The sequence below is a fragment of the Novosphingobium percolationis genome (assembly GCF_020179425.1).
Taxonomy (GTDB): Bacteria; Pseudomonadota; Alphaproteobacteria; order Sphingomonadales; family Sphingomonadaceae; genus Novosphingobium; species Novosphingobium percolationis.
Genome location: NZ_JAILYM010000003.1, coordinates 239,124 through 258,073, shown reverse-complemented (window position 1 = coordinate 258,073; position 18,950 = coordinate 239,124). Strand labels below are relative to the sequence as shown.

Here is an 18,950-nt window from a genome sequence, read left to right as displayed (position 1 = left end):
CCTCGGGGATTGGCCAGTTGCCGCACGACGAAGCGATTGCGATCCCTGCGTCAATTGAGAGGATCCCCATGACCACAAACCGCTTCTGGCAACTCGATCACCATCCCAAGGGCAACGACTTCGCTTCGGCGCTCTCGCTCCAGCAGGAGGAGCTTGCCCCCCTCGCCGATGGCGAAGTGCGCGTGCGCACCGGCTGGCTTTCGATGGACGCCGGCACGCGCATGTGGATGAGTCCGCGCACCGACGGCTATCAGCCGCCGCTGCCGCTGGGCGCGAAGATGGTCGGCCTCGTGCTGGGCCGCGTGACCGAGAGCCGCGATCCGGCCTATCCGGTCGGCGCACTGGTGCGCGGCTTCGGCCAGTGGGCGGAATACGCAACGATGGTTCCGGCACTGGCGGGCCTCGAAGTGCTGGACGATACCGTGCCCGACGTGCGCCAGCACTTCGGCGCGCTCGGAATGAACGCCTGGACCGCTTATGTCGGCGTCAAGGAAGTCGCGGCGGTGAAGCCGGGCGAATGGCTGGTGGTTTCCGCCGCAGCCGGGGCCACGGGCAGCCTCGCCTGTCAGGTGGGCAAGGCACTGGGCGCGAAGGTCATCGGCATTGCCGGGGGCCCGGCCAAGTGCAAGTTCCTCACCGACGAACTCGGCGTCGACATCGCGCTCGATTACAAGGCCGATGACATCGCGGCGCGCCTTGGCGAGATCGAAGGCGGCGTCCATGCCTATTTCGACAACGTCGGCGGGCCGCTGCTCGATGCCATCCTGCCCAACATGGCGCACTATGGCCGCGTTGCGGTCTGCGGCATGGTCGCTGCCTATGACAACGACGCCCCCCTTCCCGGCCCCGCGCGCTTCGACCAGGTGCTGATGCGCCGCCTGCGCATCGAAGGCTTCTTCATCCCCGACTTCCTGCACCGCGGCGCCGAGTTCCTGCCGGTGCTGCGCCAGTGGCACGACGAGGGCCGCCTGGCGGTGCCGCTCGACCAGAGCGAAGGCATTGAAAACACGCTCGTCGCCTACGACCGGATGCTGAGCGGCAAGGCCATCGGCAAGGTCATCGTGCAGGTCGCCGGGGACGCCTGAGGCCTCCGCAACGGAAAAGGGCTGGTCCGGCATGTCGCCGGCCAGCCCTTCCCCCCCTCACAGAGCGTCGCGCGGTCAGACGGCGGTCATGCCACCATCGACCACGAATTCCGCGCCGGTCACGTACTTGGCCTCGTCCGAGGCCAGGAACAGGTTCATGTTGGCGATATCGTCCGGCTCGCCCATGCAGCCCATCGGCACTGCGCCCAGCACCGCGTCATAATTCGCCGCATTGTCTTCCTGCGCCACGCCCTGGATGTTGGTCAGGATCATGCCGGGGTGGACCGAATTGACGCGGATGCCCTCGCGCGCGGTTTCCACCGCCACCGTCTTGGAAAACAGGCGAAGCCCGCCCTTGGCCGCGGCATAGGCGCTGCACGCCGGCACGCCGACAAGGCCGGCGGTCGAACTGATGTTGATGATCGACCCCCTGGTGCCGGTCTTGCGCATCAACTGCACCGCGCGCTTGGTGCCGTAGAACACGCTGTCGAGGTTGACGCTGTTCTGCAGCTTCCAGTCCGCGGTGGACATCTCGCCGATCGGGCGCAGCACGGCGATCCCGGCGTTGTTGACGATAACGTCGAGCCGCCCGTCCTCGGCCTCGATCGCGGCGAAAACCGCGTCCCATGTCGCTTCGTCGGTCACGTCGTGCGCCAGCGCGCGTGCCTGCCCGCCTGCAGCGATGATCTCGTCCGCTCGCGCCTGCGCGCCTGCGCCATCGCGGTCAGTGATCCACACTTTCGCCCCTTCTTCAGCAAAGCGCCGTGCCGTCGCGCTGCCAAGGCCGGGGACCGAAGCGCCGCCGGTAACCAGGGCGATCTTGCCGGAAAGACGGGCCATCCATCGTTCTCCAAAAAAGAGGGGGCGGAACCCGAAGTTCCGCCCCCCACAGGGTGGTAGAGAGTTTACACCGTCAGCTCGTCAGAACTTGACGCCGACCGTAGCGCCATACGTGCGCGGTTCGAGGCCCATGCCGAACGACCAGAGACCGGCCACGGTGAATGCGTGGGTGGTGGTCTTGATGTTGGCGAGGTTGCGACCGAACACGCGGACGTAGGCTTCCGAGCCGTTGGCGAGGTTGAAGTTCACCGTCAGGCTGGCATCGACCAGATCCTGCATCCGCGTGCGGACACGGGGATCGTTGCCGTTGATCGTCACCCCGGTGGCTTCACCCGCGCCGTTGGTGGCAACGGTCTGCGAAGCAACCGACAGCTGCTCGTCGTAGGGGCTGATGTGGCGCCAGCCGATGTTCGAGATGACCTTGCCGAAGCTGGTCGGCAGCGTGTGCTCGAGACCCAGCGAACCGGAGAACTTCGGCGCGTAGATCAGGTTGTTGGCCGAGTAATCGACCGGCAGCAGCCCCGCACCGCAGTCGTTGGTGGCGACCGGGCCGAGAGCGTAGGCACCGCAAGCAACGAAGTTGCGGAAGTGCGATTCCATGTAGGCCGCCGACGCGGTGATCTTGAGATGGTCGGTCACGCGCAGCGAGCCGTCCATTTCGACGCCCTTGATGATCGCGCCACCCGGAACGTTGCCGGTGATCGTCTGGTTGCCCGTCGGGCCACCGGGGACGGTCAGGTTCTGCTGCATGTTCTTGTAGTCGGACACGTAGCCGGCCAGGTTGACTTCCAGCTTGCGGTTGAAGGCCGCGAACTTGGCGCCGATTTCGTAGGCGTCCACGGTTTCCGGCTGGAACGGCGTGCTGGCGGTATCAGCCGTTGCCGCGCGCGGGCTGAAGCCGCCCGAACGGTAGCCGCGCGACCACGAGGCATAAACCATGACATCGTTGTTGGGACGATAGTCGAGGCCGACCTTCGGCGTGAACTTGCTGAAGCTCGCATTGCCCGACCCGACGGGACCGGTCACCGCAAAGCTGTTGGTCAGCTTCTTGTTGTCGTGGCTCCAGCGACCGCCGAACGAGAGGCGGACCTTGTCCACGATCGCCCAGTTGAAGTCGCCGAACACGGCATAGCTTTCGGTCTGGCCTTCGACGTGCTGACCATCGGCATCATAGGTGCCGGTCGAAAGGTCGGTGGTCTTGGTCAGGAAGGCGCCGCCGAACACGCGCGAGAATTGCGTCAGGTCGTAGCTCGACTTGAAGTAGTAGCCGCCAACGACGTAGTCGAAGCCATCCATTAGCTTGCCCGCAGCACGCAGTTCCTGGCTGAACTGCTTGTAGTGCTGGCGACGATCAACGTAGTACAGATCGCGCGACGAGCCGTCGAAGTCCTGCGTCTGCTGTTCGCGGCTGTGACGCACGCCCGTGATCGAGCTGAGCTTCACCGCGCCGAGATCGAGGTTCATCTGCAGCGTGCCGTTCGGAGCGCGATAGTTGCTGCGCGCCGGATCACCGAACGTGGTGTAGATGTCCGACCGCGAGTTGCGGTTGCACTGCGCCGCAGGTTCCGCCAGCACCGTGCCGGCGGGCTTGCCGTAAAGGCTGGCGATATAGTCGAGAATGCCCTGGGTGCAGAACGCTTCGCCGGTTTTGGCGATGTTGCTGACCACCGGATCGAAGGTCTGCACCACGTTTTCGATGGTGAACTGCGCATCGAACGCGCTGCCCGCCGGCTTGAACAGCATGCTGGCGCCGTAGCTGTCGCCCTTGCTGCCGCCCGCGCTGCGGTCATAGGTCGCGTTGTGGTAGAAACCGTCGGTCTGGTTGTGGAAGTACCAGGCCTTGACGCCCCAGGTCTCGCCATCGCCGTAGTTGGCGATCGCCTTGGCCGCCCAGCTGTTCCAGCGGCCATAGGTCACTTCGGCCTTGAGGCCGGGTTCCATGGTCGGCTTCGAACGAGTGATGTTGATCACGCCGCCGATGGTGTTGGCGCCGAACAGCGTGCCCTGCGGCCCGCGCAGCACTTCGATCTGCGCGACGTCGAACGCATCCTGCAGCTGGCCGGTGTTGGTGCCGATGGTCACGCCATCGACGACCACGCCCACGGTCGGGGTCTGCGACTTTTCGATGTCGGCATAGGTCAGGCCGCGGATCGAAATGTTGGCGGCCTGCGCGCCCGAATTCTGCTGCGTGATGAGCAGGCCCGGTGCGGCACCCTGAAGATCGCCGATGTTCACGGCGCCCTTGGCTTCGAGCATGGCGGTGTTGACCGCGGTGATCGCGACCGGGGTCGACTGCAGCGTTTCGTCGCGGCGACGGGCCGTCACGATGATGGCGCCGGTATCATCCGCTGTGGCAGCGCTGTCAGCCTGAGGCGCAGCCTGTTCGTCGGCGGCAAAGGCAGGCGCGGAAAAAGCGAGAACCGAAGTACCGGCAAGCGCGGCCAGAACGGCCGAACGCGCGAACGCGTAACTCATAGAAACCCTCCCATGAAGGGGGCGACGCATCGTAGGCGCCTCCCCGACGCCTTTAATCCTGACACGGAGCCTGCCTGAACCAACTGCAACTTGTTACAGGTGTGTCCTTCGTGCCGCACGTCATGCTCCAAGCGCATTAAGGGAGAGTCCTGAGCCATGTCCGAAAATCGCCGTTTTCTGCTGATTCGCCGCCCCCATGGCGAACCCGTGCCGCAGGATTTCGAATTCGTTTCGGAACCGATTCCCGATGCGCCGGAGGGCGGCTTCGTCGTCCGCAACTGCTATGCCTCGCTCGATCCGGCGCAGCGCGGGTGGATGGACGATGCACCCAGCTACATGCCGCCGATCCCGCTGGGCGATCCGGTGCGTGCATCCACCGTCGGCGTCGTCGCGTCATCGAAGACCGATGAATTCCAGGTGGGCGACTGGGTGATGGGCCTCAATGCGCTGGAGGACTATTCGGTCAACCAGGCTGGCGGCTTCACCATGAAGGTCGATCCCTCGCTGGTGGAATCGCCGTCCAAGTTCCTCTCCGCGCTGGGCGCGGTCGGCCTCACCGCCTACTTCGGCCTTGTCGATGTCGCCAAGCCGCAACCCGGTGAAACGCTGCTCGTCTCGGGCGCGGCGGGTGCGGTAGGTTCCGCGGTGGGCCAGATCGGCAAAATCATGGGCGCGCGCGTGATCGGCATCGCGGGCGGCGCAGCCAAGTGCCGCCGCCTGATCGATGACTACGGCTTCGACGTTGCGATCGACTACAAGAACAAGAGTGTCGAGCAGCTTTCTGCCGAGATCCGCGCCGCCGCACCTGAAGGCGTCAATGTGATCTTCGAGAACGTCGGCGGCGACGTGATGGAAGCCGAACTGATGAACCTCGCCAAGCACGCGCGCATCGTGCTGTGCGGGTTGATCAGCGAATACAATTCGCCCGAGAAGGTCGGCGTGCGCAACCTGTGGCAGATCCTCGCCCAGCAGGCGACGCTCTATGGCTACCTGATCATGGACTACGCCCCGCGCTTTGCCGAAGGCGGCGCGGTCATGGCCGAATGGATGGCGCAAGGCCGCCTGCGCATCGACGAGGACGTGCAGGAGGGCCTCGAAAACGCCCATGCCGCCTTCATGCGCCTGTTTTCGGGCGCGAACACCGGCAAGCTCGTGCTGAAGATCGCCGATGGCCTCTGACCGTCTCGCGGGCCGCAAGGCCATCGTCACCGGCGCAGGCTCGGGCATCGGAGCAGCCGTCGCGGCGCGCCTGCGGGCCGATGGCGCGCAAGTCTTCACCGCCGACGTGAAGGGAGATGTCGACTTCGTGGGCGACCTCACCGCGCCCGGCGCGAACACCGATCTGGTTTCTCGCGCCGTGGCGGCGATGTGCGGGCTGGATACGCTGGTGCCCTGTGCGGGGATCAGCGCCTTCGCCCCGCTCGAAGGCCACGATGACGCCTATTTCGAGCGCGTGATCGAAGTGAACCTGTTCGCGGTGTTCCGGCTGGTACGCGATGCAGTGCCGCACCTGAAGGCGGCGGGCAACGGGCGCGTCGTCACCATCGGCTCGACCACATCGAGCTATGGCGACGAAGGCCTGTGCGCCTATTCCGCGTCGAAGCACGCGGTGCTGGGCTTCACCAAATCGGTTGCGGCGGAGCTGGGGCCGTTCGGCGTCACCGCCAACTGCGTGCAACCCGGCGCAATCGACACGCCGATGACCGCGCCCGCCTTCACCCAGATGCCCGAATACCGCACGTTCTGGGAGAACAAGGCCCCGCTGCGCCGGCTGGGCCGGGCCGAGGACATCGCCGACGTCATCGCCTTCCTGTGCAGCGACGATGCGCGCTTCATGTCGGGCCACGGCGTCTGGGTCGATGGCGGCGCGATGGTGCGACACTGAGCATGGCGCTCGAACGCCACCTGCTGCTGTTCCGTCCCGCCGGAATGGGCGAGGCGGCGTTCGAAGCCGGGCTGCTGGCCGCGCTACCGACGGGCGCCACGCTCGCCCTCGCGCTGCCCGACAGCGCGCTGCCCGCGCTCGCCCACGCGGCGGGGCGGGATGCGCAGGTGCCCGATGCGCTGGTGCGCCTGCCCGATGGGGCCGATGCGGCGGCGCTGATTGCCCTTTCGGATGCGCAGCGTGGCAGCGCGTTGGCGGGCACGCGCCATGCGGTGCTGTCGGGCGGTGACGCCATCCGCCTGTTCTTCGGCCTGCGCCGCCTGCCCAATCTCACGCGGGCGGCGTTCCACGATTACTGGCTGAACCATCACGCGCAGATCGGGCGGCGGCTGATCCCGCCCTACACCTACCACCAGATCCACGCCGACGAGGCCGCAACAGGGGCGCTCGCCGCGCAGGCAGACCTTGCCGCGTCCACCTATGACGGCATGGTCGAAGTCCACTTCCCCGATGTCGACGCCTTCGTCCGCCAGCTCTCGCGCGCCGACGTCGCGACCGAGGCGCTGGAGGACGAGAAGAACTTCATCGACCATTCGCGTTCGCAGTTCTGGGCCTTCCGCGAAGTACGATAAGCCTCGCGCAGCAAGCCCACCCCCAACCCCTCCCGCCTGCGGGAGGGGAGGAGTGACACTGCCTTCCCCTCCCGCAGGCGGGAGGGGCGCGAGACTTGGTTCCTGAAAGGCGCCTAGTCGCAGCGGGGGTGGGCAGAATGCGCGCGCGAAAAGGCCGCCACCGGCACCCCGGCAGCGGCCCCTTTTTACCCGTCAGGTTAGCGTCCCAACTATTCCTTCATCACCGGCTTGGGCGTCGCGCCGCTCTCGTCGAGATAGTACGCCACCCACTTGTGGAAGAACTGGTTGCCCGGCTCGTTGCGGCCGAAGGTCTGGTGCGTCATCGCGCCTGATTCCAGGCCGTTCTGCACCTTCAGGCCCAGGAAGTAGTCTTCCTCCTCGACGACGTCGAAGAAGAAGTCGCACATCTGGTCGAGCTTGGCCAAGCCTTCCTCCGTCTCCGGCTTGGTCGGGAAGATGTAGTTCATCACCGTGCTGTTCTGGTTCGCCTTCGGCCCGGGGAACAGCTGTGCCAGCTGGCCCATTTCGGGGGCGAGGAAGAAGCTCATGTTGGGGAACAGCATACGGATGAAGTCGTAGCCGTTGTTCTCCTGGCGGCCCCATTCCTCGCGCGGCAGATCGTGCAGCCGGGTGATCGAGTTCTGCGGGAAGCCGAGCCGGATGTGCGGCCCGAACCCTTCGTAGGTCGCGCGGTTCGACGGGCTGCGCGTGGCCACCGTGTTGGTGTGCGCGGCCTGGAAGTGATAGCCTTCCAGATAGCCGTCATAGGCGACCTTCCAGTTCGCGCCCTTCATCACCTTGGCCTTGTGGTAGTACCACGTCTCCAGCTTCAGCGCGGCGAAGTCCTCGTACATGCCGTCCATCCACTCGATCGCATTGATCGGCAGGTCGGGCGTGAGGATGACGAAGATCAGGCCCGCGGCTTCGTCGCACGGCAGTTCGGTCATGTGCAGGGTGGAACGGTCCACGTCACCGAAGGTACTGGCTTCGGCGATGCCGATCAGCTTGCCGTCGTTGGCATACGTCCAGCCATGATACTGGCAGGCAAAGCGCGCGCAGTTGCCCTTGCCTTCAGGCGCCAGGTGCATGGCGCGGTGCTTGCACACGTTGAGGAACGCGCGCGCCTTGCCATCCTTGCCGCGGGTGATGAGGATCGGCATCCCCATCACGTCCATCGCCTTGTAGTCGTTGATGTTCGGCAGCTCGATCGTGAGCGCCAGCATCAGCGGCAACCGCTTGAAGATGCGCTCGATCTCGGTGTTCCAGCGCTCTTCGTTCAGGTAGTCGGCCACGGGCACGCGCAGCACGTCGCTGGCCTGGTCGGTGGTCTTGGTCTCGACGAAGTGCAGCATCCGTTCGGCTGCATCGCCATACTTTTCATAGATTCCGGTCATGAGATCTGCCTCACGCGTTCAGGTAGCTGTCGAGCGTCTGGTGGATGTGGCGGATGCGCACTTCCTGGTAATCCGCGAGTTCCACGGCCTGGTTCTTGGAGACCTTCAGGCCCTGATGGGTCAGTTCCATGTTGGTCATGTCCTGATCGACCACCGCGCCCAGCACGCCGAGTTCAGGCGCATCGGACCAGTTTTCGTCCGCGCCAAGCATGTGCATCGGCACGCCATGCGGACGCGGCTGACCTTCCGGCACGCGGGCGATCACGCGCACTTCCATCAGGCACTTGTCCTGATCGGGCCAGGGCCGCCAGCGATAGACGATGTTGGGCATGAACCCGCCCCACGGCGCGAAGTTCGGGAACACATTGAACACCAGCGCGTCGAGCAGCTCGCTTTCCGACACGCCGCTGTAATCGCCGCCGAACTGCTTTTCCGACACTTCGCGCATCTTCGCGCCCAGCGCCTGGCGCGCGGTCAGCCCTGCGGGCACGTCGATCGCGTAGCTGTCCTTTTCCGCGTCGTAGTTGTCGGCGCTGCGACCGTTGTACTTGCGGAATTCATCGATGATACGCTGCTGCGGCCAGTGTTCGTCGTTCGCCTGCGCCTCGATGTGCGGGCTGATCACGCCAAAGGGCGTGTAGTTGACGTTCACGTGGCGACCGAGGACGTGGTAGGCCGCATTGGCATCGCCCGTGAACGGCATCAGCTGCGGGTGCGTGACGTAGGCGTGGTAGCTTTCCATGAAAGCTTCCATCGTGATCTTCCAGTTGGCGTCGACCACCTTGCCGACCCACGCGACGGTCACGCACTCCTCGTGCTTCCAGCGCTTGAAGAATTCGGGCAGCGGATCGAGGAATTCCTCGATCGTCGGGCCTTCGGGATTTTCGCGCACGAAGATGTAGCCGCCCCACTGCGCCACGCTGGCTTCGGGAAGCTGCATCTTCTCGTTGCTGAGGTGGCCGAAGTCCCAGCGGCAGGGAATGTTCTTCAGCGACCCGTCGGTGTTCCATGAAAAGCCGTGGAACGGGCACATGAACTGGTCGGCGCTGCCGCTGTCGGTCTTGAGCTTGCGGCCGCGATGCAGGCAGACGTTGTGCATCGCCTTCACGCTGCCATCGTCCTGCCGCACGATCAGGAACGAGCGGCCCGCATTGTCATAAGTGACGTAATCGCCGGGTTCGGGAAGGTCTTCCTCGCGCGCGGCGAACTGCCACACGTTAGGCCACATCTTCTCGCATTCGGCCTTGAAGAATTCAGGGCTGTAGTACCGCGCCGCGTCGATCGGCTCGGAGCCGAGGTACGCATAGCGGTCCTCTTCCATGAACACCGGCGGCTTGACGTCGTCGCCGGCCAGGATGTCCTCCCAACTCGTGCCGGGGCAGCGGGCGCGTTCAAGAGCGCCGGGATCGCGATCAGCCATGAATTCCTCTCCATCTTCCGATGCAGCGGAATCTCTCACGAAGGCGGCTCGGGTCGTTTGATCGACGTCAAGAAAAAGGGGCCGAAACCCCTCTGACTTTGGTTAGGAACTGAACTTTTCGGGACAAGAAAACCCAGCATTCCGCAGGGGCGCGGCCGGATAACAGGCCAAATTGCCGGTTTTCCGAATCACCCCTGCGACGCAGCTCTCATGAAGGCGCGATCACGCCTTCGCCTTCGCGCCAGACCGGGCGGATCTGGTCGTCGGAGTAGATTTCCATGATCTCGAACACGTTGCCGAAGAAATCGCGGCAATAGGTCGCGGCATAGCCCTGCTTGCGGCCCTGTTCGTCCACGGTGATCCCGTCCATCGACGGCGGCGTGTGAACGCGGATGCCCGCTTCGAGCAGGCGCTGGTAGGTGGCCTGGATATCCTCCACCTGCACCGCGAAATGCGTATAGCCGAAGGTGTAGACGCCCTGGTTCGCATCCTGATCGGGCGAACGCGGCGCGAGGTATTCGAACACCTCGATATGTGCATTGCCGAGGCGGCACATGAACTGCCGCGCGGCGCTGCCTTCCAGCCCCACCACCGCATCGATGAAGGGATTGGGCGCTTGCCATTCAAGCGGCGTTCCGACCTCCTCGGCACCGAGGAGGTCGATGTAGAACGACCGTGCCTTGTCGAGATCGGGGACGGACACCCCGATATGCTGGATGCCACGTGCCCCGATGCTCATGTCAGGTGTTCCTTAGAACTGGACGCGCTTGGTGAAGCCGCCGTCGATCACGACGTTGGTGCCGGTGGTGTACGAAGACGCCGGGCTGGCGAGGAAGACGATGGTCTTGGCCACTTCTTCCGGCCCGCCCCAGCGGCCGAGCGCGAACTGCGCCTGCGTTGCGTCGTGCAGCGCGGGAACGGCGGTTTCGATCACTTCCCAGTTGCCGCCTGCGAACTTGATCGGGCCGGGCGAAACGGTGTTCACGCGGATGCCCTTGGGGCCGAGCGCCTGGCTGAGCTGGCCGGCATAGACGATCAGCGCGCCCTTCAGCGCGTTGTAGCCCTGCGGCACGATGAAGGTTTCGAGACCCGCCGTCGAAGCGGTGATCACGATCGAGCCTTCGCCGCTCTTGCTCAGCGCCTCGTCCAGCACTTCGGCGCCGATGACCGCACCCATGATGTCGAAATCGAGCGTCTTGTGCCAATCGCCCGTGGCGCCTGCGCCCGAGGTCGAGATCATCGGCACGAACACGTCGCAGCCGCCCAGCGCGGCTTCGGCGCCCTTGAGCCATTCGCGATAGGCGTCGGGGCCAGCTTCCATGTCGAAGGCCGAACCATGGACCTTGACGCCGAACTTTTCGAGCGCGGCGACGGTTTCAGCGACCTGCTCGGGATTGCGCGAGCAGAACGCGATGTCGGCGCCTTCGGCGGCGAACAGTTCGACGGTGGCGCGGCCGATGCCACGGCTGCCGCCCGTGAGAATGACTTTCTTGCCCTTGAGGCCCAGATCCATGACGTGCTCCCTCGATCGCGCGGATGCGCGTTTGATTGCTACGCACCCTGCCCCGCGAGCGCGCGAGGGGGCACTGCCCTTTTTATCAGGAATGGCAACGCGTGCTGCATGATAGCTCACCGCCAACGCAAAACGGGAGTGCATGAAATGGGCCGTCTCGAAGGCAAGACCGCGATCGTGCTGGGCGCGAGCAGCGAAGGCAACATGGGGCAGGTGATCGCCCGCCGCTTCCTCGACGAAGGCGCGCAAGTGCTCGTCTCGGGCCGCAAGGCCGATGTGCTGGAGGCCTTCGCCACGGCCAACGGCTGCCACTGGGCGACCTGCGACCTGACCGACGAAGCCAGCATCAACGCGCTGGCCGATACCGCCGTCGAAAAGATGGGCGGCATCGACATCGCGCTCAACGCCACCGGCTGGGGGCTGCTCAAGGGCTTCCTCGACGTGACGCGCGAGGAGCTTGACGCGATGACCGCGCTTCAGCTCGTCGGCCCGCACCAGTTCTTCCAGGCGATGGTGCGCAAGATGGCGCGCAGCATGGGCGGGCGCGGCGGCTCGATCCTGACCATCAGCTCCGCCACCGCGCAGATCATGCTCAACGACCATGCCATCTACATGGGCACCAAGGCGGGCACCGATCACATCATCCGCTGCATCGCGCACGAATTCGGCGCCGAAGGCATCCGCGCGAACTCGATCTCGCCGGGCCTGACCGATACGCCGATGACGGCGGACGCGGGCCAGGTCCCCGGCCTGTTCGAAGCGTTCCGCGCCGGCTATCCGCTGGGCCGATGGGGCACGTCCGAGGACATCGCCGCGGCGGCCGTGTTCCTTGCCAGCGACGAATGCTTCATGACCGGTGAGAACCTGCAGGTGAACGGCGGCCTGACCCTGCGCCGCAACCCCACGCGCGAGGAAATCGCAGCGTCGGTGGCCAAGGCGACGGGAGCCGCCTGAGATGGTCGCGATTCCTGCCACCCTTTCGCCTTCCGAAGTTCCCGGCTGGGACCGCGAAGTCGACGTTCTTGTCGCAGGGCAAGGCGTTGCGGGCACGTGCGCCGCGCTGGAAGCGCACCGCGCAGGGGCCGACGTGCTGATCGTCGAGCGCGCATCGGGCGGTGGGGGGGCGAGCGCCCTCTCGTCCGGCATCTTCTACCTCGGCGGCGGGACGGCCGTGCAACAGGCGGCGGGCTACAACGACACGGCAGAGGAACTCGCCAAGTTCCTGCTTGCCAGCTGCGACCCGCTCGACGCCAATGCCGCGATTGCCTTTGCCAACGACTGCAAGGACCACTTCGACTGGCTCGAAACGCAGGGCGTGCCGTTCGAACGCAGCTACTTCGGCGGCAAGGCCGTGTGGCTCGACGACACCACCTGCCTGATGTGGACGGGCAATGAAAAGGCCTGGCCCTACCGCGAAGCCGCCCGCCCCGCCCCGCGCGGGCACAAGGTGGCAGGCGTCGGTGAAAACGCGGGCGCGGCGGGGATGAAGCCGCTGCTCGAAAAGTGCGAGGCCGAAGGCATCGCCGCGATCTACGACAGCGCCGTGGTCGCGCTGGTACAGGATGCCGATGGCCGGGTTGTTGGCGTGAAGGTCAGACAGGTCGGTGGCGAGCTGTATATCCGCGCGCGGCGCGGCGTGATCATCGCCTGCGGCAGCCACAACATGTCGGAAGACCTGATCAAGGAAAACCTGCCTTTGCTGAGCGAAACCAGCGAACCGCTGGGCATTCCCAGCAACGACGGCGCGGGGGTCAAGCTCGGGCTTTCTGCAGGAGCGCATGCGGTGGCGCTGGATGGGGTGATCCCCACTGCGTCGATCTATCCGCCGGGCCAGCTGATCAAGGGCATCGTGGTCAACCGCAACGGCGAGCGCTTCGTGTCCGAAGACGTCTACCATGGCCGTCTGGGCAACTTCGTGATGGAGCAGCCGGGCCAGACCGCGTACCTGATCGTCGACAGCGAGATCTTCGCCTATCCCGAAAATCCGCTGGCGAAGCACACCCTGATCGACGGGTACGAAACGGTCGAGGAGATGGAAGCCGGGCTGGACCTGCCCACCGGCTCGCTGGTCGAAACGATGCGCGCCTACAACGAGAGCGCACACCGGGGCGTCGATCCGCGCTTCCACAAGCATGTCGACTGGATCAAGCCGCTCGACCAAGGGCCCTATGCCGCCTTCGACATCAGCTTCGACAAGTCGCACTACCTGTTCATCACGCTGGGGGGGATCAAGACAGATGCGATGGGCCGCGCGCTCGACCTGAAGTCGAACGCGATCCCCGGGCTCTATGTCGTCGGCGCCAGCGCTGCGCATATCCCGCGCACCGGCAAGGCCTATGCCAGCGGCCTCAGCTTGGGGCCCGGCAGCTACTTCGGCCGCCGTGCCGGCGCGCACGCGGCAGGCGCCAACTGGCGCTGATGCAGGATCGGGAGCGTCGGCCCGAACCGGTCGGCGCTCCTGCCTATCCCTTCCAGGTGCGGCGATCTTCGGCGGTGCGCAGCACGTCGTAGGAGACCTGCAGGCGCTGGAACTCCTGGGCCGCGGCCTCGTCGCCGGGGCGGACGTCGGGATGGACCAGCTTGGCCTTGGTGCGCCAGGCCTTCTTCACCGTCTCGAAATCAGCGTCGGGATCAAGCCCCAGCACTTCCAACGCGCGCAATTCGTCGCGGCTGCGGGTGCCATCGCCCGAACCGCCCCATTCGGCCCAGGCGGCCTGCCGGAAGCCGGATGTTTCGCCGCGCTCGGCCTGCTCGCGCTGCTCGGCCTCTTCCTTGTCCAGCCCTTCGAAGTAGTTCCAGCCCGCGTTGTATTCGGCCGCGTGGGTGGTGCAGAAGTACCAGCGATCGGGGTTGTTGGGCGATTTGGGCGCGGGGCAATTGCCCGGCTGGTCGCACCCCGCGCGATCGCAGAGGCGGACGTTGACCGCATCGCGCGCGCTGCCATAGCCGCGCCAGCGGGGAAAGCCCCAGTCGGAGGATCGTCCTTGCCGCGCCATGGCCTGCTACCCTGCGTTTCCTTGAAATGCGAAAGGAGCGCCTCTTGCCCAAGAGTCGCTCGTTCGCGACCCTTGCGCCAAGGCGCTCCAATCATAAAGCCCTTTTGGGCCCCGGGCGTTCCGCTTACTGGACGGTAATCGTCACCGCGCGGCGGTTCTTGGCCCAGCTGGCCTCGTCCGAACCCAGTGCGATCGGACGTTCCTTGCCATAGCTGACCACGCTGATGCGCGAAGCATCGACGCCCAGGCTGACGAGATAGTTCTTGGCCGCATTGGCGCGGCGTTCACCCAGCGCGATGTTGTAGTCGCGCGTGCCGCGTTCGTCGCAGTGGCCTTCGAGCGTGACCATCTTGCCCGGGTACTTGGCCAGCCACTGCGCCTGGCTCTGCAGCACGCCCTGGCTTTCGGTATCGATGTTGTAGCGGTCGGTGTCGAAATGGATCGTATCGGCCAGCACCGAGGCGAGGAAGTCCGCCTGGCTGCCTGGCACCGGGCCCTGGGGCTGCTCGGGGGGCAGCGTGGTCGTCGACGTGGCGGTCGGCTGCGGCGGCAGTTCCTTGGGCGCCTTGCTCGCACAGGCCGCAAGCGACAGGCTGGCGGTCAGTAGAACAAGAGCGGGAAGCTTGGTGGTGGTCAGCTTAGGCATAAGGGGGCTCCTTAAGCGAGACGTGAGACGAAGTGTGCCGGATGAGCGACGAAATGGCAATGGCGGAAGGATGCCCTTGTTAGGGCAACACCGGACCCCACGCAGGATCGGAAGCGTCCACCGGCGTGTTGAGCTTGCGTTCGTTGCGCCCGGTCAGGTCGACCTGCCAGATGCCGGTCTTGCCGCTGTTCTTTTCGGTACGGAAGAACTGCACGATCCGGCCGTTGGGCGACCATGTGGGTGCTTCATCCTGCCAGCTGTCGGTCAGGAAACGCAGGGATCCGCCGTTCGGATCCATCACAGCGATGCGGAAGTTTCCGCCGATGTGCGTGAACGCGATCTGGTCGCCGCGCGGGCTCCATTCGGGTGTTGCCGCCCGGCCTCCGAAGAAGCTGATCCTCCGCTGGTTGGAGCCATCGGCGTCCATCACATAGACCTGCTGGCTGCCCGAACGGTCGCTTTCGAACACGATCTTGCTGCCATCGGGCGAATAGGAACCGCCGACGTTGATCCCCGGCGTGTTGGTAAGGCGTGTCGATGCCCCGCCCTGCGCCGACACGCGATAGATGTCGGTGTTGCCGTTCAGCGCCATCGAATAGAGGATCGACTTGCCATCGGGCGACCAGCGCGGCGCAAAGGTCGGGCCCTTGCCCTCGGTCACGAGCCGCTGCTGCCCGCTGCCGATGTCATAGACGTAGATGCGCGGATAGCCGTTGAGGTAGCTGAGGTAGACGATCTTGGAATAGTCGGGCGAATAGCGCGGCGTCAGCGCGGTCGCCTGTCCATTGGTGATGAAGCGGTGGTTGGCCCCGTCGCTGTCCATTATCGCCAGCTGCTTGCGGCGATGATCCTTCGGGCCGGTTTCAGCAATATAGGCGATCTTGCTGTCGAAGAACGGGCTTTCGCCCGACAGGCGCGCATAGACCATGTCCGCACACTTGTGCGCCGCACGCCGCCATTCGGCGGGCTGCACGACATAACCCTGCCGGATCAGCTCGCTGCCCAGCGCCACGTCATAGAGATAGCACCCGACGGTGAGTTTGCCATCGGGCGCGGCCTTGACGAAGCCCTGCACCAGCATTTCCGCCGAACGGGCGCGCCACACGTCGAACGAAGGCGCCGTCACCTGCGGATAGCCGATACCCGGCAGCGCGTCCGGCCCGACCGGCTTGAACAGGCCGTTGTTCTTCAGGTCGTTAAACACGACGCGCGCCAGATTGCGCCCCAGCGCTTCGGTATTGCCGCCCTCTGCCGGGGTGGCGACCGCGGTGTCGGTGGGAAAGGCGGGAATGGCGATGCCGAGATCCTGCCATTCGCTTTCGTCGGTGACCGAGCCGGTCAGGCCGCCGTCATCGGCAGGCGCCTGCCCTGCAGGCGCGACTTTCGACGCAGGCAGCGGCTGGGGCTGCGCTACAGCCACGATCGGCAAGGCCGATAGCGAGAGGATCAGGGCGATCTTGCGGATCTTCATTGCGACAACTTCCTGTCAAAGCGGAACTGCGCGATGCGCTTCCAGGCGGAGTAATAGGGGGCGGGCAACTGGAACGGCGCAGCCAGCTGGACCGCGCGGATCGCCTGTTCGGCATGGCGTTGCGCCTGCGCGCGGTTGGCGTCGGTGATCCCCGATTGCGAGACAACGGTCGGACGCCCCGCAAGGCTCCCGTCCGGATTCAATTCCCACGCCAGCACGGTGACCAGCTTCTCGGTATCGACGCCCTGTGGCGCGGCCCACTTCGGCTTGATCTGGCGCGAGATGGCGCTGACCAGCGCCGACTTCACTTCGGGCCCTACCGCCTGCGCGGGCGGCGTTTTTGCCGTGCCGGGCGCGGTCGAGCCCGGAATCCCCTTGAGGAAATCGTTGCCGATGCGGCTGCCCCCCGTGGGCGCGTCCGGACGACGGCGCGGCGCTTCGTTGCCGGGCGCGCCGGCCTTGGCGGAAGGCACAGCCTTGGCCGGAGCCGGCTTCGCAGGGGCGGGCGCGGGCTTGGCCGGAGCGGGCCGGGCCGGAGCCGGCCTTGGCGGAGCAGGTTGCGGCTTGGCCGGAACCGGCCGCGGCGCTGGCGCAGGCTTAGGTGGCGCAGGCTGCGGCTTCGGCGGCAGGGGTTTGGGTTGCGGCACAGGCGGCACAGGCGCTGGCGATACCGGCGCAGGCTGAGGCTCGGGCGGCGATTGCGGCAGGGCCTCGGGCGCGGGCTCGCCCAGTTGCGGCGCAACGTCGGGCGCGGCCTGCGCGGCGGGATCGGGCGAGGTCGATTGATCGGCAATCTCGTCCGAGAAAGTCACCGTCATCCGCTGCGGCGGCGGGGCTATGTCCTTGCCCGGCGGCGACAGCGTCAGCGCCGCGATCAACGCAGCGTGCGCGGCCAGCGCCAGCCCCAGCGCGAGGCCTTCCTCGCGCGTCATGCTGCCTTGAGAGGATCCACGCATCGCCATCGGGCTATGGGGCCGCGACTGAACCGTTGGTGACCAGCGAGATCGACTTGAAGCCCGCCGCGTTCAATTCGCCCATCACCGCGATCACCCGGCCATAATCGAGGCTGCGGTCGGCGCGCAGCGTGACGAGCGGTGCCTTCTCGCCCTTCTCGATCCCGGCCAGCCGGTCGGCCAGCTCGCCCGGTGCCAGTTCCTGGTCGTCGAGGAACACGCGGCCTTGGCCGTCCATGCTGACGGTGATCTCGTGCGGTTCCTCCTTCAGCGCCTCGGCCTTGCTGTCGGGCAGGTCGATCGGCACGCCTGCGGTCAGCATCGGCGCGGTCACCATGAAGATGATCAGCAACACCAGCATGACGTCGACCAGCGGCGTCACGTTGATTTCGGACATGGCCGCGCCGCCGCCGCGCCCCCGGCGCCTGCGGCCACGGCCGCCGCCGCCTTGCTGGAGGTTCATCGCCACGCCGTTACTGCTCCAGCTCGCGGCTGAGCGTTGCATGGAAGCGGTCGGCAAAGCGGAACAGGCGGCCTTCGAAACGGTTCACGCGGTGCGAGAAGCGGTTGTAGGCGATGACCGAAGGGATTGCCGCGAACAGGCCGATGGCGGTGGCGAACAGCGCTTCGGAAATGCCCGGCGCCACCACCGCGAGCGAGGAATTCTGCTGCGCGCCGATGTTGAAGAAGCTGTCCATGATGCCCCACACGGTGCCGAACAGCCCGACGAAGGGCGCGACCGAACCCACCGTGGCAAGGAAGTTGAGCCGGTTCGACAGCTTCTCGCTTTCGACCACCACCGCATCTTCCATCGCGATGGTCAGCCGCTGGCGCGTACCTTCGCGATCGATGGACTTGCCCGCCGTGGAGCGCCGCCATTCGGCCAGCGCCGCGCTGACCACCCGCGCCGAAGGGATGTCCTTGCCCTTCTGCTCCTTGTGGAAGGCGTCGATGTCGCGCGCGTCCCAGAAGTCCTCCTCGTAACGGTCGCACTTCTTGCCCACGCTCATCATGCGCAGCGAGAAGCCGAGGATGATCGTCCAGACCCAGACGCTGGCCAGGACGAGCCCGCCCATCACGATCTGCACGACGATGTCGGCGTGGAGGAACAGCGCCACGGGATTGAGCCGGGTGGGCGCGGCGGCAGCGCCGGCGGCAAGCAGGTCGAAGGTCATGCGGGGGTTAGGCCTTCCGGGTTGAGAACGGTCTGGAATGCAGCCACCCAGTCGCGCGGCTGGCGGCGCGGGCGGCCATTGGGCGCAACGAAGGCAACACGCACCTGCGCTTCGCACAGCAGCGTGTCGGCCCTGTACGCCTGCTGAACGATGCGACAGGTGGCGGGCGAAATCTCGGTCACGCGACTGCGCACGACGACGGCATCGTCGAGCCGGGCGGGCCGCAGATAGCGCAAGGCCATCTCGGTGACGGCATAGGCCCCCTCGCCCGCTTCATGCGCGGCGCGCTGCTCGATGTGCAGCAGGCGGAGCATGTCCGACCGCGCGCGTTCGAACCAGCGCAGGTAGTTGGCGTGATAGACCACACCCGAAAGGTCCGTGTCCTCGAAATAGACACGCACCGCAAAGAGGTGGACAGGGCCGTCGAAGCAGCCAGAGGGGGGATCAGGGGCCATCATGGGACTG

19 protein-coding genes are annotated in these 18,950 nt (G+C 65.7%); 6 read left to right on the top strand and 13 right to left on the bottom strand.

Features of this window, described 5'->3' with window-relative positions:
• The first annotated feature begins 68 nt into the window (after window positions 1-68).
• On the top strand, window positions 69-1,085 hold the full coding sequence (locus tag K3A84_RS09710) for an NADP-dependent oxidoreductase (protein ID WP_225009142.1): 1,017 nt from the start codon (window positions 69-71) through the stop codon (window positions 1,083-1,085).
• A 75-nt stretch (window positions 1,086-1,160) separates the two neighbouring features.
• Here K3A84_RS09710 and K3A84_RS09705 read toward each other — a convergent pair whose 3' ends face one another.
• Window positions 1,161-1,925 (bottom strand): SDR family NAD(P)-dependent oxidoreductase, encoded by a 765-nt coding sequence (locus K3A84_RS09705; protein ID WP_225009141.1) that lies wholly within the window; start codon window positions 1,923-1,925, stop codon window positions 1,161-1,163.
• An 81-nt stretch (window positions 1,926-2,006) separates the two neighbouring features.
• Window positions 2,007-4,400 carry a TonB-dependent receptor gene (locus tag K3A84_RS09700; protein ID WP_225009140.1) on the bottom strand — a complete coding sequence of 798 codons (2,394 nt, stop codon included), beginning with the start codon at window positions 4,398-4,400 and terminating at the stop codon, window positions 2,007-2,009.
• 156 nt (window positions 4,401-4,556) lie between these two features.
• On the opposite strand from K3A84_RS09700, the gene K3A84_RS09695 reads away from it, so the two are divergent.
• From K3A84_RS09695 to K3A84_RS09685, 3 genes are read left to right on the top strand one after another with little or no spacing between them, the layout of a single operon-like run.
• Window positions 4,557-5,579: an NADP-dependent oxidoreductase gene (locus tag K3A84_RS09695; RefSeq protein ID WP_225009139.1), complete on the top strand. Its 1,023-nt coding sequence runs from the start codon at window positions 4,557-4,559 to the stop codon at window positions 5,577-5,579.
• Window positions 5,569-6,285, top strand: a complete 717-nt coding sequence (locus K3A84_RS09690; RefSeq protein WP_225009138.1) for an SDR family NAD(P)-dependent oxidoreductase — start codon at window positions 5,569-5,571, stop codon at window positions 6,283-6,285. The genes K3A84_RS09695 and K3A84_RS09690 overlap by 11 nt, the downstream gene beginning before the upstream one ends.
• Window positions 6,286-6,287: 2 nt before the next feature.
• Window positions 6,288-6,917 carry an EthD domain-containing protein gene (locus K3A84_RS09685; protein ID WP_225009137.1) on the top strand — a complete coding sequence of 210 codons (630 nt, stop codon included), beginning with the start codon at window positions 6,288-6,290 and terminating at the stop codon, window positions 6,915-6,917.
• A gap of 209 nt (window positions 6,918-7,126) precedes the next feature.
• Here the strand turns inward: K3A84_RS09685 and K3A84_RS09680 are convergent, their stop codons facing one another.
• The 4 genes from K3A84_RS09680 to K3A84_RS09665 form a co-directional block, all read right to left on the bottom strand.
• Complete coding sequence (locus K3A84_RS09680) at window positions 7,127-8,311, bottom strand: aromatic ring-hydroxylating oxygenase subunit alpha (protein ID WP_225009136.1); 1,185 nt, start codon at window positions 8,309-8,311, stop codon at window positions 7,127-7,129.
• Window positions 8,312-8,321: 10 nt separating this feature from the next.
• The gene (locus K3A84_RS09675) at window positions 8,322-9,731 is read right to left on the bottom strand and encodes an aromatic ring-hydroxylating oxygenase subunit alpha (RefSeq protein WP_225009135.1); all 1,410 of its coding nucleotides are present in this window, start codon (window positions 9,729-9,731) and stop codon (window positions 8,322-8,324) included.
• A 208-nt stretch (window positions 9,732-9,939) separates the two neighbouring features.
• Window positions 9,940-10,470: a VOC family protein gene (locus tag K3A84_RS09670; protein WP_225009134.1), complete on the bottom strand. Its 531-nt coding sequence runs from the start codon at window positions 10,468-10,470 to the stop codon at window positions 9,940-9,942.
• A gap of 12 nt (window positions 10,471-10,482) precedes the next feature.
• Entirely contained in the window at window positions 10,483-11,244 is a 762-nt protein-coding gene (locus tag K3A84_RS09665) for an SDR family NAD(P)-dependent oxidoreductase (RefSeq protein WP_225009133.1), read from the bottom strand.
• 147 nt (window positions 11,245-11,391) lie between these two features.
• Between K3A84_RS09665 and K3A84_RS09660 the strand changes: the two genes are divergently transcribed.
• Both K3A84_RS09660 and K3A84_RS09655 read left to right on the top strand, forming a co-directional pair.
• Window positions 11,392-12,198, top strand: coding sequence for an SDR family oxidoreductase (locus tag K3A84_RS09660; RefSeq protein WP_225009132.1), 807 nt, complete (start codon window positions 11,392-11,394; stop codon window positions 12,196-12,198).
• 1 nt (window position 12,199) lies between these two features.
• Window positions 12,200-13,663, top strand: a complete 1,464-nt coding sequence (locus tag K3A84_RS09655) for an FAD-dependent oxidoreductase (RefSeq protein WP_225009131.1) — start codon at window positions 12,200-12,202, stop codon at window positions 13,661-13,663.
• Window positions 13,664-13,706: 43 nt separating this feature from the next.
• Here the strand turns inward: K3A84_RS09655 and K3A84_RS09650 are convergent, their stop codons facing one another.
• The 7 genes from K3A84_RS09650 to K3A84_RS09620 all read right to left on the bottom strand — a co-directional run bounded on the left by K3A84_RS09650 (window position 13,707) and on the right by K3A84_RS09620 (window position 18,943).
• On the bottom strand, window positions 13,707-14,240 hold the full coding sequence (locus K3A84_RS09650; RefSeq protein WP_225009130.1) for a J domain-containing protein: 534 nt from the start codon (window positions 14,238-14,240) through the stop codon (window positions 13,707-13,709).
• Between the two features lie 124 nt (window positions 14,241-14,364).
• Complete coding sequence (pal, locus tag K3A84_RS09645; RefSeq protein ID WP_225009129.1) at window positions 14,365-14,886, bottom strand: peptidoglycan-associated lipoprotein Pal; 522 nt, start codon at window positions 14,884-14,886, stop codon at window positions 14,365-14,367.
• 79 nt (window positions 14,887-14,965) lie between these two features.
• Window positions 14,966-16,357 (bottom strand): Tol-Pal system beta propeller repeat protein TolB, encoded by a 1,392-nt coding sequence (tolB, locus tag K3A84_RS09640; RefSeq protein ID WP_225009128.1) that lies wholly within the window; start codon window positions 16,355-16,357, stop codon window positions 14,966-14,968.
• Window positions 16,354-17,289 (bottom strand): hypothetical protein, encoded by a 936-nt coding sequence (locus K3A84_RS09635; protein WP_225009127.1) that lies wholly within the window; start codon window positions 17,287-17,289, stop codon window positions 16,354-16,356. Before K3A84_RS09635 ends, tolB begins: the two co-directional genes overlap by 4 nt.
• A 34-nt stretch (window positions 17,290-17,323) precedes the next feature.
• Window positions 17,324-17,773, bottom strand: a complete 450-nt coding sequence (gene tolR, locus K3A84_RS09630) for a protein TolR (protein ID WP_225009431.1) — start codon at window positions 17,771-17,773, stop codon at window positions 17,324-17,326.
• Window positions 17,774-17,783: 10 nt separating this feature from the next.
• On the bottom strand, window positions 17,784-18,485 hold the full coding sequence (tolQ, locus tag K3A84_RS09625) for a protein TolQ (protein WP_225009126.1): 702 nt from the start codon (window positions 18,483-18,485) through the stop codon (window positions 17,784-17,786).
• Window positions 18,482-18,943 (bottom strand): YbgC/FadM family acyl-CoA thioesterase, encoded by a 462-nt coding sequence (locus K3A84_RS09620; RefSeq protein ID WP_225009125.1) that lies wholly within the window; start codon window positions 18,941-18,943, stop codon window positions 18,482-18,484. Before K3A84_RS09620 ends, tolQ begins: the two co-directional genes overlap by 4 nt.
• Window positions 18,944-18,950: the final 7 nt, after the last annotated feature.